The 14,702-nt window shown below is 65.8% G+C and carries 13 protein-coding genes; 10 read left to right on the top strand and 3 right to left on the bottom strand.

Annotated elements, in window-relative coordinates; all coding sequences use genetic code 11:
• Position 1: 1 nt before the first annotated feature.
• Complete coding sequence (locus CLG85_RS02145; RefSeq protein ID WP_260348362.1) at positions 2–1,480, top strand: aldehyde dehydrogenase; 1,479 nt, start codon at positions 2–4, stop codon at positions 1,478–1,480.
• Positions 1,481–1,528: 48 nt separating this feature from the next.
• Here CLG85_RS02145 and map read toward each other — a convergent pair whose 3' ends face one another.
• On the bottom strand, positions 1,529–2,356 hold the full coding sequence (map, locus tag CLG85_RS02140) for a type I methionyl aminopeptidase (protein WP_260348361.1): 828 nt from the start codon (positions 2,354–2,356) through the stop codon (positions 1,529–1,531).
• Positions 2,357–2,595: 239 nt separating this feature from the next.
• Between map and CLG85_RS02135 the strand changes: the two genes are divergently transcribed.
• Positions 2,596–3,492 carry a mechanosensitive ion channel family protein gene (locus tag CLG85_RS02135; protein ID WP_260348359.1) on the top strand — a complete coding sequence of 299 codons (897 nt, stop codon included), beginning with the start codon at positions 2,596–2,598 and terminating at the stop codon, positions 3,490–3,492.
• 96 nt (positions 3,493–3,588) lie between these two features.
• Here CLG85_RS02135 and sfsA read toward each other — a convergent pair whose 3' ends face one another.
• Positions 3,589–4,296, bottom strand: a complete 708-nt coding sequence (gene sfsA / locus CLG85_RS02130) for a DNA/RNA nuclease SfsA (RefSeq protein ID WP_095883427.1) — start codon at positions 4,294–4,296, stop codon at positions 3,589–3,591.
• Between the two features lie 44 nt (positions 4,297–4,340).
• Positions 4,341–5,108, bottom strand: coding sequence for a DeoR/GlpR family DNA-binding transcription regulator (locus CLG85_RS02125; RefSeq protein ID WP_095883426.1), 768 nt, complete (start codon positions 5,106–5,108; stop codon positions 4,341–4,343).
• A gap of 235 nt (positions 5,109–5,343) precedes the next feature.
• Between CLG85_RS02125 and glpD the strand changes: the two genes are divergently transcribed.
• The 8 genes from glpD (at position 5,344) to glpK (ending at position 14,686) form a co-directional block, all read left to right on the top strand.
• Complete coding sequence (gene glpD / locus CLG85_RS02120) at positions 5,344–6,939, top strand: glycerol-3-phosphate dehydrogenase (RefSeq protein ID WP_095883425.1); 1,596 nt, start codon at positions 5,344–5,346, stop codon at positions 6,937–6,939.
• Positions 6,940–6,975: 36 nt separating this feature from the next.
• Positions 6,976–8,064, top strand: coding sequence for an ABC transporter ATP-binding protein (locus tag CLG85_RS02115; protein WP_095883424.1), 1,089 nt, complete (start codon positions 6,976–6,978; stop codon positions 8,062–8,064).
• Positions 8,065–8,076: 12 nt separating this feature from the next.
• Entirely contained in the window at positions 8,077–9,159 is a 1,083-nt protein-coding gene (locus CLG85_RS02110; protein WP_095883423.1) for an ABC transporter ATP-binding protein, read from the top strand.
• Positions 9,159–10,028, top strand: coding sequence for a carbohydrate ABC transporter permease (locus CLG85_RS02105; protein WP_095883422.1), 870 nt, complete (start codon positions 9,159–9,161; stop codon positions 10,026–10,028). The genes CLG85_RS02110 and CLG85_RS02105 overlap by 1 nt, the downstream gene beginning before the upstream one ends.
• A 1-nt stretch (position 10,029) precedes the next feature.
• Entirely contained in the window at positions 10,030–10,881 is an 852-nt protein-coding gene (locus CLG85_RS02100) for a carbohydrate ABC transporter permease (RefSeq protein WP_095883421.1), read from the top strand.
• Between the two features lie 12 nt (positions 10,882–10,893).
• Complete coding sequence (locus CLG85_RS02095; RefSeq protein WP_095883420.1) at positions 10,894–11,166, top strand: DUF2160 domain-containing protein; 273 nt, start codon at positions 10,894–10,896, stop codon at positions 11,164–11,166.
• 79 nt (positions 11,167–11,245) lie between these two features.
• Positions 11,246–12,949, top strand: a complete 1,704-nt coding sequence (locus CLG85_RS02090; protein WP_176476665.1) for an ABC transporter substrate-binding protein — start codon at positions 11,246–11,248, stop codon at positions 12,947–12,949.
• Between the two features lie 225 nt (positions 12,950–13,174).
• Positions 13,175–14,686, top strand: coding sequence for a glycerol kinase GlpK (glpK, locus tag CLG85_RS02085; RefSeq protein WP_095883419.1), 1,512 nt, complete (start codon positions 13,175–13,177; stop codon positions 14,684–14,686).
• Positions 14,687–14,702 lie beyond the last annotated feature (16 nt).

Genomic DNA, 14,702 nt, shown 5'->3' with positions numbered 1-14,702 from the left:
GATGACCGACCTCCCGCACTACCCGCTCTATATCGACGGCGCCTTCTGCGAGGGCGTGGACGGGCAGACCCTGCCGACCGAGAACCCCGCCACGGGCGAGGCCTGGGCCAGCTTCGCCTGCGCCGCGCCTGACGACGTGAACCGAGCGGTGACCGCCGCCCGCCGGGCGCTCGACGATCCGAAGTGGCGCGACCTCAGCCAGACGGCGCGGGGCAAGCTGCTTTACCGGCTCGCCGATCTTGTCGAGCAGCACGCGCAGGACCTCGGGCGGCTCGAGACCACCGACAGCGGCAAGCTGCTGGCCGAGACCGCCAGCCAGACCGCCTATGTCGCCGACTACTACCGCTATTACGCCGGGCTTGCCGACAAGATCGAGGGCGCGGTGCTGCCGATCGACAAGCCGGACATGCATGTCTTCACAAAGCCGCTGCCGATCGGCGTGGTTGCCGCGGTGGTGCCGTGGAACGCGCAGATGTTCCTGACCGCCACCAAGCTCGGCCCGGCGCTGGCGGCGGGCTGCACGGTGGTTCTGAAGGCCTCGGAAGTCGCCCCGGTGCCAATGCTGCAATTCGCCCGACTGATCCACGAGGCGGGCTTTCCGCCGGGCGTGGTCTCGGTCATCACCGGCGATGCCAAGGGCTGCGCGATCCCGCTCACCAGTCACCCCGGCGTCGACCGCATCGCCTTCACCGGCGGGGCGGACACGGCGCGCCACGTGGTCCGCAACTCGGCCGAGAACTTCGCAGTCACGACGCTGGAGCTGGGCGGCAAATCCCCGATCCTCGTCTTCGAGGACGCCGATCTCGACGGTGCCGCCAATGCGCTGATCGCTGGCAATTTCGGTGCCTCGGGGCAGAGTTGCGTCGCCGGCTCACGCGGGCTGGTACAGCGCAGCATCTTCGAAGCGCTGGTGGCGAAGATCACCGAGAAGGCGGCAGGCATCGTGGTCGGCGATCCGCTCGACGCGGCGAGCCACATGGGGCCGCTCTGCACCCGTGCGCAAATCGAGCTGATCGGCAGGACGCTGGACGAGGCGCAGGCGCAGGGCGCGACCCTCGGCTTCGGCGGCGCGCCGCTCGACCGGCCCGGCACCTACATGGCGCCGACGCTGGTGCTCTGCCCCTCGCCTGAGATCGCCACGCTGCACACCGAGATGTTCGGCCCGGTCATGTCGCTTCTGCCCTTCGACACCGAGGAGGAGGCAATCGCGCTCGCCAATGGCAGCCTCTATGGGCTGGGCTCGGGCGTCTTTACGCAGAACCTCGCCCGCGCCCACCGGGTGTCGGGGCGGCTGCGTGTGGGGATCTGCTGGGTGAACACCTACCGGGCGATCTCGCCCATCGCGCCCTTCGGCGGCTTTGGCGACTCGGGCTACGGCCGCGAGGCCGGGATGGAGGCCATCAAGGACTACACCCGAACGCGCACCACATGGATCAACACCTCGGCGGAACCGATGGCTAATCCCTTCGTCATGCGTTGAAAATCAGCCGGGCGCGGCCCGGCGGGGGCGCGCCCGGCCTGACCGGGGTCAGCCCCAGGTCGGGTGGAACTTGCCGCCCGGCGAGAGGGTGAAGATCTGGGCCCCGTCGGCGGTCACGCCAACCGAATGCTCGAACTGCGCCGAGAGCGACTTGTCGCGGGTGACCGCGGTCCAGTCGTCAGCAAGCACCTTGGTCTCGGGGCGGCCGAGATTCACCATAGGCTCGATGGTGAAGAACATGCCCTCTTCCAGCACCGGCCCGGTGCCCGCGCGGCCGTAGTGCAGCACGTTGGGCGCGGCGTGGAACACCCGGCCGAGGCCGTGACCGCAGAAATCGCGCACCACCGACATGCGCTGCGCCTCGACGTAGCTCTGGATGGCATGGCCGATGTCGCCGAAGGTGTTGCCCGGCTTCACCGCCTCGATCCCCAGCATCAGCGAGTCGTGGGTCACCTGGATCAGCCGCTCGGCCTTGCGCGAGAGCTTGCCCGCCACGTACATGCGCGAGGTATCGCCGTACCAGCCATCGACGATCACCGTGACGTCGACATTGAGGATGTCGCCATCCTTCAGCTTCTTGTCGCCGGGGATGCCGTGGCAGACCACGTGGTTGATCGAGATGCAGCTGGCGTGCTGGTAGCCCTTGTAGCCGATGGTGGCCGAGATCGCGCCTGCATCCTCGACCGCCCCTCGGATGAAGTCGTCGATCTCTGCAGTGGTGCGGCCGGGCTCGACCAGCGGCGCGAGATCGTCGAGGATCTTCGCGGCCAGCGCACCAGCCTTTTCCATGCCGACAAAATCGGCGGATTCGTGAATGCGGATGCCGTCGCGGGTGAGACGGCCGCTCGTGTCGTTTCGCAAGACGGGGCGCTCCATGGGTCTCTTCCCTTCAATACTTAATACGTGTTGCCTTCCATTGCCAGAGGATGGCAGGGGAACGCAATGGCATGTCCCCGCGTTAAGTCCCGCGATGCGGGCCGCAATGCGGAGCCTGCCAATCCGGGCATGGCCCGAAGACCGCCTGAAGGGGATCAGGCAGACCCGACCCGAAGACGTGCCGGACGCAGCGGCGCGCAAGACAGGCGCAAGCCGCAAAGAAGGACCGACGAGGGACAATGGACAGTATCAACGAAGTCATGAACACCGAGATCTACAACGGCACGTCGCTCTCCGACGTGTTCACGCTGGACTTCCTGGCGAGCATGCTCGGCAACGTGGTGGCGGCCATCGTGCTGCTGCTGGTGGGCCTTTTCATTGGCCGCTGGGTCAAGGGCCGGATCACCGCCATGTCGGCGCGCAGCGCCCGGCTTGACGACACACTCTTCAATTTCCTCGGCAATATCGCGCGTTACGTGGTGATGATCTTCACCATCCTCATCGTGCTCAACACCTTCGGTGTGCAAACCACCTCGATCATCGCAGCACTGGGCGCGGCCGGCCTTGCCGTCGGCCTCGCGCTGCAGGGCACCCTGTCGAATGTCGCCGCGGGGGTGATGATCATCGTCTTCCGGCCGATCAAGCTGGGGGATTTCGTCTCGGTCGCCGGGGTCTCGGGGACGGTCAAGGACATCACCCTCAACACCACCGAACTCGCCAGCCTGGGCAACACGCAGATCATCGTGCCGAACTCGGAAGTCTGGGGCAATGTCATCGAGAACTACTCGATCTATAAGACGCGCCGGGCGGAATGGACCTTCGGTGTCGGTTACGGCGCCAACCTCGCCACCGCCGAGCGGGTGATCCGCGAGACGATCATGGCCGACCCGCGCTCGCTGAACGATCCCGAGCCCTTCATCCAGGTGAACGCCCTGAACGACAGCTCGGTCGATTTCCTGGTGCGGGTCTGGGTCGGCAGCGGCGAGTATTTCGCCTATCAGGCCGACATGAAGCGCAAGGTCAAGGAAGCGCTGGATGCCAACGGCATCGACATTCCCTTCCCCACCCGCACGCTGCACGTCACGCGGGAGAAGGAAGCCGAGACCGCCGCGGAGCCGCGCTCGCGGCTGGCCTGAGGCGCGTGGTTCGATCGGTGGATGGGGGCTCTGCCCCCGTCCGCTGGCGCGGACTCCCCCGGGATATTTGGACCTAGAAGAAAACGCGCAGGGGCCTCAGGGCGCGCGGAAGGGCAACGGCGCGCCGAGGGTGATCTCCTCGGGGGTGATCCGGCAGCCGAGCGCGAGCACCTCGACGCCCGCCGTACGCGCGGCGGCGAAGGCGGCGGCATAGGTGGGGTCGATGTCGGCGGCGAGGGTAACCTCCTCGGCATCGGTGCGCTGCACGAGGTAGAGCATCACCGCGCGGTGTCCCTGCGCGACCATGGCGGAGAGCTCCGCGAGATGCTTGGCCCCGCGCGCCGTGACGCTGTCGGGGAACTCGGCGCGACCCGGCCTGCGAGAAAGGGTCACCGATTTCACCTCGACGTAGCAATCCCGGCGAGCAGCGCCGGTGAGCAGAAAATCGATGCGGCTTTTCACGCCGTATTTCACCTCGGGGCGGACGGACTCGTAGCCCTCGAGCCCCGCCACCTGCCCCGCCTCCAGCGCGGCGCGCAGCACCCGGTTGGGCACGCCGGTATCGACGCCGGTGAAGGCGCCGCCCTCGTGCTCGATGAGCCGCCAGGCGTATTTCAGCTTTCGCTTCGGATCGTCGTTGGGCTCGAGCCAGATCCGGGTCTCGGGCTCTGCCATGCCCAGCATGCTGCCGGGGTTGGCGACATGGGCGGTGATCTCGGAGCCATCCTCGAGCCGGCAGTCGGCGAGGAAACGCTTGTAGCGGCGCAGCAGGCGGGCGGGGATGAGCGGGGTCTCGAAACGCATGGGCGCGAGCTATAGCGCCACCGGCGCCACGCGCAAGCCGCGGCTCAGCCCCGTCCGGCCACCACCACCTCGCAACCCCAGTCGGCGCAGGCCGCGGCGAGGCCGGGCTCCAGCGGCGCGTCGGTGAGGAACTTGTCGATCTCGGACAGCGAGGCAATGCGCGCCGGCGCGCTGCGCTTGAATTTCGACTGGTCGGCGACAAGGTAGGTGCGGCGCGACTGGCGCAGGATGGCGCGGCTCACCCCGACTTCCTGGATGTCGAAATCGAGGATGTCCCCCTCGCCGTCCAGCGCCGAGCAGCCGATCACCGCAAGGTCGAACTTGAACTGCCGGATGCTCTCGGTCGCCAGCGCACCAATGAGCCCGCCGTCGGTGCGGCGCAGGTTGCCACCGCTGACCAGGACTTCGCAGTCGGGGTTGGCGACGAGGATATTGGCGACATTCATGTTGTTGGTCACCACCATCAGCCCCTTGTGGTGCAATAGCTCGCGCGCCACCGCCTCGGTGCTGGTGCCGATGTTGAGAAACAGCGAGATGCCATGCGGGATGCGTTCGGCGCAGGCCCGGGCGATGGCAGTCTTTGCGTCCATGTTGAGATGGCGCCGTTCCTCGTAGCCGATGTTCATCGTGCCCGAGGGCAGCACCGCCCCGCCGTGCACCCGCTCGAGGCGCCCGGTGTCGGCCAGATCGCTGAGATCCCGGCGGATGGTCTGCAGCGTTACGCCGAAATGCTGTGCCAGCCCTTCGACGGTCACCTTGCCGTCGCGGCGGGCGATCTCGAGAATCTCCGGGTGGCGCAGCGATTGGGACATGGGTGTTCGGTTTCTTTCGTTTTATCCTGACACGGGCAGAAGAGCCGCAAACCAGCGCCGATTCCAGTGGAATCGTTTCTGCATCTGCACAGTGAGATTGTAAGAATGCATCCGAAGCACAGGAGAATATGGGGAAATTGCCGCAGGTCTTGAAACGAAAAAAAAACGAAAACAAACGTCTTGCGTGAATGTGCGGTCCGGGTTTAGCCTGCCCCCAAGTTGAACGAGGCCCCCCGTGCGCAAGACCACCCCGGACACCCCTGCAGATCTCTTCGTCATCGGCGGCGGCATCAACGGATGCGGCATCGCCCGGGACGCGGCCGGGCGCGGCGCTTCGGTGGTGCTGGCCGAGATGGGCGATCTGGCCTCGGCGACCTCCTCGGCCTCGACCAAGCTCTTTCACGGCGGGCTGCGCTATCTCGAGTATCTCGAGGTGCGGCTGGTGCACGAGGCGCTGGTCGAGCGCGAGGTGCTGCTGCGCGCCATGCCGCATATCAGCTGGCCGATGCGCTTCGTACTGCCCTATCACAGGGACATGCGCTTCGAGAGCGAGACGCCGATCTCCAAGATGCTCGGCCTCGCCATGCCCTGGATGAAAGGCCGCCGTCCGGCCTGGCTGATCCGCACGGGGCTGTTCATGTACGATCATCTCGGCGGACGGAAGATCCTGCCGGGCACGGCGACGCTCTCGCTCAAGGGCACGAAGGAGGGCGCGCCGCTGCAGCCGCGCTTCGAGCGCGCTTACGAGTATTCCGACTGCTGGGTCGAGGATTCTCGGCTGGTGGTGCTCAACGCCCGCGACGCAGAGGCGCGCGGCGCCACCATCTTGACCCGCACCAAGGTCACCCATGCGCGGCGCGAGGGTGCGCTCTGGCGCGTCGAGATCGAGAACGCAGAAACTGGAGAAGAAGCAACGCATTACGCGAAGATGTTGATCAACGCGGGTGGCCCCTGGGTCGGTGACATCATCCACGACACGATCGATCTGCCCTCGCGCGAGGGCGTTCGGTTGGTGCGCGGCAGCCATATCGTCACCCGCCGGCTCTACGATCACGACAAGTGCTACTTCTTCCAGGGCACCGACGGGCGGATCATCTTCGCGATCCCCTACGAGCGCGACTTCACCCTGATCGGCACCACCGACGCCGAACATGACGACCCGGACCGCCGCCCGGTTTGCACCCCCGAGGAGCAGGCCTACCTGATCAACTTCGCCAACCAGTATTTTGCGCAGTCGATTTCGGCGGAGGACGTGGTCTGGACCTACTCCGGTGTGCGCCCGCTCTACGACGACGGCGCTTCCAGCGCCACGGCGGCGACGCGGGATTACACGCTGAAGGTGGACGCGGAAGGGGGCGCGCCGGTGCTCAACGTCTTCGGCGGCAAGATCACCACCTACCGGCGGCTTGCAGAAAGCGCGCTGGAGAAGATCGGCGAGCACATCGCTCTGAAGTCCGGCCCCTGGACCGCGGGTGCCGCGATGCCCGGCGGGGATTTCCCGGTCGACGGGTTCGACCGGCTGGTGCAAACTCTGAACGGGAAATATCCCTTCCTCGGAGCGGCTTGGGCGCGGCGGCTCGGGCGCGCCTATGGCACCGAGGCGGAAACCCTTCTGGGAGGGGCAAAAAGCGCCGCGGATCTCGGGAGGGACTTCGGCGCGACGCTCACCGAGGCGGAAGTGATCTGGCTGATGCGGCAGGAATTTGCCCGCACGGCCGAGGACGTGGTGTGGCGACGCACCAAGCTCGGGCTGCGCCTGAGTGCGGAGGAGATATCGGCGCTGGACGGCTGGATGGCATCCCGCCGCGAAAGGGCCGACGCCGCCGAATAGCACGGCGGAGACATACGGCGCGGGGAGGAGGACCTTATGTCGCTGGAACTGAAGGGCGTTTCGAAGATCGTCGAGGGGCAGACCCATATTGCCCCGACCGATCTGACGCTCGCCAATGGCACGATGAACGTGCTGCTGGGCCCGACCCTGTCGGGCAAGACGTCGCTGATGCGGCTGATGGCGGGGCTCGATGCGCCCTCCACCGGCAAGATTTTCTGGGAAGGCAAGGACGTCACCGGCATGCCGGTGCAAGACCGCAAGGTGGCCATGGTCTACCAGCAGTTCATCAACTACCCCTCGATGAGCGTCTACCAGAACATTGCCTCGCCGATGAAGCTGATGGGCGTGGACCGGGCCGAGATCGACCGCCGGGTGCGCGAAAGCGCCGATCTGATGAAGCTGACCCCCTTCCTCGAGCGCAAGCCGCTCGAGCTGTCGGGTGGCCAGCAGCAGCGCTGCGCGCTGGCGCGGGCGCTGGTCAAGAACGCCGGTCTGGTGCTGCTCGACGAGCCGCTGGCCAACCTCGACTACAAGCTGCGTGAAGAGCTTAGGGTGGAAATTCCCAAGATATTCGAGGCTTCCGGATCGATCTTCGTCTACGCCACGACCGAGCCGGAAGAGGCGCTCCTGCTCGGCGGGCACACCGCCACTCTCTGGGAAGGACGCGTCACCCAGTTCGGCCCCACCCCCGAGGTCTACCGCCAGCCGCTCGATGCCACCACGGCCCGCGTCTTCAGCGATCCGCCGATGAACTTCCTGCAGATCTCAAAGACCGGCGAGCGGCTGATGTTCGGCGAAGGCCAGAGCGCCGCCGCGACCGGCAAGCTCAAGGACCTGCCCGACGGGCGCTACATGGCGGGTTTCCGACCCAACCACCTCGAGATCATGCAGCACGAGCCCGAGGCGCTGCGCTTCCGCACAGAACTGCAGGTGAGCGAGCTGACCGGCTCCGAGACCTTCGTGCACCTTGACCATCACGGCGAGCGCTGGGTGGGCCTCGTCAGCGGCGTGCACGACCTGCCAATCGGCAAGCCGCTGGATGTCTGGCTCTCGCCCCGGCACGTCTACGTCTTCGGCGAGAACGGCGAACTGGTCGCCCCCGCCGCCTACGCGCTGGCTGCCTGAGGAGATGTTGATATGGCTAAGATAACGCTAGATAATCTCGCCCACTCCTACATGGCGCACCCGCGCGGAGAAGAGGACTTCGCGCTCAAGCAGATGACCCATGACTGGGAGGACGGCGGCGCCTATGCGCTGCTCGGGTCTTCGGGCTGCGGCAAGTCCACGCTGCTCAACATCATCTCGGGGCTGCTGATCCCCTCGCAGGGGCGTGTGCTCTTTGGCGGGCAGGACGTGACCCACGCCCCCACCGCCGAGCGCAACATCGCGCAGGTGTTCCAGTTCCCGGTCGTCTACGACACGATGACCGTGCACGACAATCTCGCCTTCCCGCTGCGCAACCGCGGCCGCGACGAGGCCTATGTCGCCGAGCGCGTGCAGGAGATCGCGCGGATGATCGGCATGGAGGACCAGCTGCGCCGCAAGTGCAGCGGGCTCACCGCCGACGCCAAGCAGAAGATCAGCCTTGGGCGCGGCATGGTGCGCAAGGACGTGAACGCGCTGCTGTTCGACGAGCCGCTGACGGTGATCGACCCGCACATGAAGTGGGAGCTGCGCACCCAGCTCAAGAAGCTGCACCACGATTTCGGCCATACGATGATCTACGTCACCCACGACCAGACCGAAGCGCTGACCTTCGCCGACAAGGTGGTGGTGATGTACGACGGCCGCGTCGTACAGATCGGCACCCCCGAAGAGCTTTTCGAGCGTCCCGAGCATACTTTTGTCGGCTATTTCATCGGCTCTCCGGGGATGAACGTGATCCCGGCCAAAGTCGAAGGCAGCCGCGCCTACATCAATGGCTCGAACTTCGATCTCGGCACCGGCTATCGCGCCATGGAGGGCAAGGTCGAGATCGGTGTGCGCCCCGAGTTCGCCCGTCTGAGCCAGACCGAGGGACTCCCGGTCAAGATCCGCCGGGTCGAGGACGCCGGGCGGCACAAGATCATCCGCGCCGAGTTCTTCGGACATGACATCAACATCGTCGCCGGCGAGGACGAGAACATCGGGCCCGACATGACCCGCGTGCGCTTCGATCCCGCCCACGTCAACGTCTACCGCGACGACTGGCGCGTCGCACCCGAGGGGGAGGCCGCCTGATGAACAAGACCGTCAATCACAAGGCATGGTTCCTCGTGCTGCCGGTGCTGGTGCTGGTGGCCTTCTCGGCGGTGATCCCGCTGATGACCGTGGTCAATTACTCGGTGCAGGACACCTTCGGGAACAACCAGTTCTTCTGGGCCGGACTCGAATGGTTCGACGAGATGCTGCATTCCGACCGCATGTGGAACGCGCTCGGGCGGCAGCTGATGTTCTCGGGGATCATCCTCGCCATCGAGGTGCCGCTCGGCATCTTCGTCGCGCTGAACATGCCGAAGTCGGGCTTCTGGGCCTCCTTCTGCCTGGTGCTCATGTCGCTGCCGCTGCTCATTCCATGGAACGTGGTGGGCACCATCTGGCAGGTCTTCGGCCGGGTCGACATCGGTCTTCTGGGCCGCACGCTGGAAAGCCTCGGCATCGACTACAACTACACGCAGAGCACGCTCGCGGCCTGGATCACCATCGTGGTCATGGATGTCTGGCACTGGACCTCGCTGGTGGCGCTGCTGGCCTATGCGGGCCTCAAGTCGATCCCCGATGCCTACTACCAGGCTGCCAAGATCGACCAGGCCAGCCGCTGGAAGGTGTTCCGCTACATCGAGTTGCCGAAGATGGCGGGTGTGCTGATGATCGCCATCCTGCTGCGCTTCATGGACAGCTTCATGATCTACACCGAACCCTTCGTGGTCACCGGCGGCGGTCCGGGCAACGCCACCACGCTGCTCTCGATCGACCTGGTGAAGATGGCGCTGGGGCAGTTCGACCTCGGACCCGCCGCGGCCTTCTCGATCATGTACTTCCTGGTGATCCTGCTGATTTCCTGGGTGTTCTACACCGTGATGACCAACCTCGACAAAAAGGGGATGTGAGATGACCGACACCACCCTCGCCCCCGCCACCCGCCGGTCGCGCAGCCTGCCGCGGATCAACACAAGCGTCATCGTCATGACGCTCTACCTGCTCTTCCTGCTCTTGCCGATCTACTGGCTGCTCAACATGAGCCTGAAGACCAACACCGAGATCCTCGGCAGCTTCACGCTCTGGCCGCGCAACCTGACCTTCGCCAATTATGCGACCATCCTCACCGATCCGAGCTGGTACTCGGGCTACATCAACTCGCTGATCTATGTCGTTATGAACACGGTGATCTCGCTCACCGTGGCGCTGCCGGCGGCCTATGCCTTCTCGCGCTACCACTTCATGGGCGACAAGCACCTATTCTTCTGGCTGCTGACCAACCGCATGGCACCCCCGGCGGTCTTCGCGCTGCCGTTCTTCCAGCTCTACAGCTCGATCGGCCTGTTCGACACGCATATCGCCGTGGCGCTGGCGCATTGCCTGTTCAACGTGCCGCTGGCGGTGTGGATCCTCGAGGGCTTCATGCGCGGGGTGCCCAAGGAGATCGACGAGACCGCCTATATCGACGGCTACAGCTTCGGCGGCTTCTTCGTGAAGATCTTCATGCCCCTCATCTCGTCGGGCATCGGCGTCGCCGCCTTCTTCTGCTTCATGTTCTCCTGGGTCGAGCTGCTGCTCTCGCGCACGCTGACCACGGTGGACGCCAAACCCATCGCCGCCACGATGACCCGCACCGTCTCGGCCTCGGGGCTCGACTGGGGCGTGCTGGCGGCGGCGGGGGTGCTGACCATCATCCCCGGCGCGCTCGTGATCTGGTTCGTCCGCAACTACATCGCCAAGGGCTTCGCCCTGGGCCGCGTCTGAGAGGAGAGAGCAATGGACTGGATGGCATGGACCTGGCCCACCGCGGCCTTCTTCCTGAGCATCGCGGCGCTCCTGGTGATTTTCACCCTGCTGGCGATCCGCTTCCCCGAGACACCGCGTCACGGGATCCTCGGCATCGAGACCACCCGCGGCGACCGGCTTTTCATCACGCTGCTGGGATCGGCCTTCATCAATCTCGCCTGGCTCGGCCTTGTCGGCCAGGCGCAGCCGGCGGCGCTTGTCGTCTGCCTGATCTACGCGGTGGCGGTGTTCCGCTGGGTCTGAGACCCGGCAGAGCGCGCTACGGGCCGGAGGAGACCCGGACCACCGCACACGTCCAAATGGTTCAATAAGGGAGGAAACCATGAACCTGAAGACAACAACCGCCATAGCCCTTGCGCTTGGCCTGCTGGGCGGGCCCGCCCTCGCCGACATGGCGGCGGCCACGGCCTTCCTCGACGCGGAGATCGGCGATCTGTCGACCCTCTCTCGCGCCGATCAGGAGGCCGAGATGCAATGGTACATCGACGCCGCCCAGCCGTTCCAGGGCATGGAGATCAAGGTGGTCTCCGAGACGATCACCACGCATGAATACGAAAGCCAGGTGCTCGCCCCGGCCTTCGAGAAGATCACCGGCATCAAGATCACCCATGACCTCATCGGCGAGGGCGACGTGGTCGAGAAGCTGCAGACGCAGATGCAGTCGGGCGAGAACATCTACGATGCCTACGTCAACGACTCTGACCTCATCGGCACCCACTGGCGCTACCAGCAGGTGCGCAACCTGACCGACTGGATGGCGAACGAGGGCGCCGAGGTCACCAGCCCGACGCTCGACCTCGACGATTTCATCGGCACCCAGTTCACCACCGCGCCCGATGGCAAGCTCTACCAGCTGCCCGACCAGCAGTTCGCCAACCTCTACTGGTTCCGCTACGACTGGTTCACCGATCCCGACATCATGGCCGAGTTCAAGGAGAAGTACGGCTACGACCTCGGCGTGCCGGTCAACTGGTCGGCCTACGAGGACATCGCCGAATTCTTCACCGGCCGCGAGATCGACGGCAAGAAGGTCTTCGGCTCGATGGACTACGGCAAGAAGGACCCCTCGCTCGGCTGGCGCTACACCGACGCGTGGATGTCGATGGCCGGCATGGGCGACAAGGGCGAGCCGAACGGCCTGCCGGTCGACGAATGGGGCATCCGGGTGAACGACAAGTCGCAGCCCGTGGGCGCCTGCATGGCGCGCGGCGGCGCGGCCAACAGCCCGGCGGCGGTCTATGCCGTCGACAAGGCGATCGAGTGGCTCAACAAGTACTCGCCGCCCTCCGCCATGGGCATGACCTTCTCCGAGGCCGGCCCGGTCCCGGCGCAGGGTGACATCGCCCAGCAGATGTTCATGTACACCACCTTCGTCGCCTCGCTGGTCGAGCCCGGCCTGCCGGTGATGAACGAGGATGGCACGCCCAAGTGGCGCCTCGCCCCGTCGCCGCATGGCGTCTACTGGGGAGACGGGATGAAGGTCGGCTACCAGGACGTGGGCTCCTGGACGCTGATGAAATCCACCCCCGAGGATCGCGCCAAGGCCGCCTGGCTCTATGCGCAGTTCGTCACCTCGAAGACCGTGGACGTAAAGAAGAGCCACGTCGGCCTCACCTTCATCCGCGAGAGCACCATCCAGGACCAGAGCTTCACCGACCGCGCGCCGAAACTCGGCGGCCTGGTGGAATTCTACCGCTCGCCGGACCGCGTGCGCTGGTCGCCCACAGGCACCAACGTGCCCGACTACCCCAAGCTCGCGCAACTCTGGTGGCAGAACATCGGCGACGCCATGTCGGGCGCCAAGTCGGCGCAGGACGCGCTCGACAGCCTCTGCTCGGACATGGAAAAGGTCATGGAGCGCATCGAGCGCGCCGGCATCCAGGGTGACCTCGGCCCGGTGATGAACGAGGAGAAGGACGCGCAGGAGTGGCTCGATACCGCAGGCTCGCCGAAGCCGAAGATCGAGAACGAGCGCGAGGAGCCGAAGACCGTCGCCTACGACGAGCTCGTCGCTTCCTGGAACTGAGCTAACTTGGCGGGGGCGGGCCATGGCCTGCCCCCGTTTTCTCGTCTCCGCCATGGCCATGCAGGGCCATCGCCGATACGAGTAAGGCAAGAGACCGAACTTGACGGCGATGTTCCAGGGACCAGCACCCGCGACGCCACGCCGCGCTCTGGGCGCACCGATCCTGCGGACTGCGCCTCGGGCCAGACCCGCGACACAAGACACTCAGAAGGCCGGACCACAGACATGACCCTCATCCTCGCCATCGACCAGGGCACCACCTCGACCCGCGCGATCCTCTTTGATGAAAAGCTGCAGGTCGTCGCCTCGGCGCAGGAAGAATTCCCGCAGCATTTCCCGCAAAGCGGCTGGGTCGAGCATGACCCGCTCGACCTTTGGTCCACCACCGCCGCCACCTGCCGGGCCGTCCTCGAAAAAGCCGGTATCGGCGCGGACGACATCGCCGCCATCGGCATCACCAACCAGCGCGAGACAACCGTGGTCTGGGACAAGACCACCGGCAAGCCGGTGCACAATGCCATCGTCTGGCAGGACCGCCGCACATCAGAGATGTGCCGGGGCCTGCGCGAGCAGGGCTTCGAAGAGACCGTCACCGAAAAAACCGGCCTGCTGCTCGACCCCTATTTCTCGGCAACCAAGCTGGCGTGGATCCTCGATAATGTAGACGGCGCACGAGAAAAGGCCGAGGCTGGAGAGCTGCTTTTCGGCACCGTAGACAGCTGGCTGGTGTGGAAGCTGACCGGCGGCGCGGTCCATGCCACAGACGCCACCAACGCCGCGCGCACCATGCTCTACAACATCCGCGAGGGGCGCTGGTCCGAGGCGATCTGCAAACGTCTGAACATCCCCACCAACATGCTGCCCGAGGTGCGCGACTGCGACGCCAGTTTCGGCGAGTGCCGCGCCGATCTCTTCGGTCGCCCGATCCCGATCCTCGGCATCGCGGGGGACCAGCAGGCGGCGACCATCGGCCAGGCCTGTTTTACCCCCGGAATGGTAAAGTCCACCTATGGCACCGGCTGCTTTGCCCTGCTCAACACCGGCGAGACGCCGGTCGTGTCGCAGAACCGCCTGCTCACCACCATCGCCTACCGCATCGGCGGCAAGACCACCTACGCGCTCGAGGGCTCGATCTTTGTCGCCGGCGCGGTGATCCAATGGCTGCGCGACGGGCTCAAGGTGATCCGCGACGCGGCGGAAAGCCAGCCCCTCGCCGAGGCCGCCGACCAGGCGCAGGAACTGGTGCTGGTCCCCGCCTTCACCGGGCTCGGCGCGCCCTATTGGAACGCCGATTGTCGGGGCGCAATCTATGGTCTCACCCGCAACTCCGGGCCCGCCGAGTTCGCCCGCGCCGCGCTGGAAAGCGTCGGCTACCAGACCCGCGACCTCATCGAGGCGATGAAGGCGGACTGGGGTGCCGAGCATGGCGATGTCGAGATGGCGGCGCTGCGCGTCGATGGCGGGCTCAGCGCCTCGGACTGGGGGATGCAGTACCTGTCGGACATCCTCGACGCGCCGGTCGAGCGCCCCACCGTGCTCGAGACCACCGCCATGGGCGCCGCATGGCTGGCCGGTCAGAAAGCCGGGCTGATGCCGGGCATGGAGGAGTTCGCCGCCGCTTGGGCCCGCGATGCGCGCTTCGAGCCGCAGATGGACGCCGCCGCGCGGGAGCGCAAATACGCGGCATGGAAACGCGCGGTCGAGGCGACCATCGGTTTTGGTTCCCCCAACGGCTGAGCCCTGCGCGGCGAGT

The sequence above is a fragment of the Alloyangia mangrovi genome, from assembly GCF_002300555.2.
GTDB classification, from domain to species: Bacteria; Pseudomonadota; Alphaproteobacteria; order Rhodobacterales; family Rhodobacteraceae; genus Salipiger; species Salipiger mangrovi.
Note: the sequence above shows the minus strand (reverse complement) of the source record. Positions and strands in the feature narration are given on the sequence as shown.

Bases quoted from the DNA above. Each gene is read 5' to 3' on its own strand.
- CLG85_RS02145 (WP_260348362.1), top strand. From the start codon at position 2: ATGACCGACCTCCCGCACTACCCGCTCTATATCGACGGCGCCTTCTGC.
- map (WP_260348361.1), bottom strand. From the start codon at position 2,356: ATGGAGCGCCCCGTCTTGCGAAACGACACGAGCGGCCGTCTCACCCGC.
- CLG85_RS02135 (WP_260348359.1), top strand. From the start codon at position 2,596: ATGGACAGTATCAACGAAGTCATGAACACCGAGATCTACAACGGCACG.
- sfsA (WP_095883427.1), bottom strand. From the start codon at position 4,296: ATGCGTTTCGAGACCCCGCTCATCCCCGCCCGCCTGCTGCGCCGCTAC.
- CLG85_RS02125 (WP_095883426.1), bottom strand. From the start codon at position 5,108: ATGTCCCAATCGCTGCGCCACCCGGAGATTCTCGAGATCGCCCGCCGC.
- CLG85_RS02115 (WP_095883424.1), top strand. From the start codon at position 6,976: ATGTCGCTGGAACTGAAGGGCGTTTCGAAGATCGTCGAGGGGCAGACC.
- CLG85_RS02110 (WP_095883423.1), top strand. From the start codon at position 8,077: ATGGCTAAGATAACGCTAGATAATCTCGCCCACTCCTACATGGCGCAC.
- CLG85_RS02105 (WP_095883422.1), top strand. From the start codon at position 9,159: ATGAACAAGACCGTCAATCACAAGGCATGGTTCCTCGTGCTGCCGGTG.
- CLG85_RS02100 (WP_095883421.1), top strand. From the start codon at position 10,030: ATGACCGACACCACCCTCGCCCCCGCCACCCGCCGGTCGCGCAGCCTG.
- CLG85_RS02095 (WP_095883420.1), top strand. From the start codon at position 10,894: ATGGACTGGATGGCATGGACCTGGCCCACCGCGGCCTTCTTCCTGAGC.
- CLG85_RS02090 (WP_176476665.1), top strand. From the start codon at position 11,246: ATGAACCTGAAGACAACAACCGCCATAGCCCTTGCGCTTGGCCTGCTG.
- glpK (WP_095883419.1), top strand. From the start codon at position 13,175: ATGACCCTCATCCTCGCCATCGACCAGGGCACCACCTCGACCCGCGCG.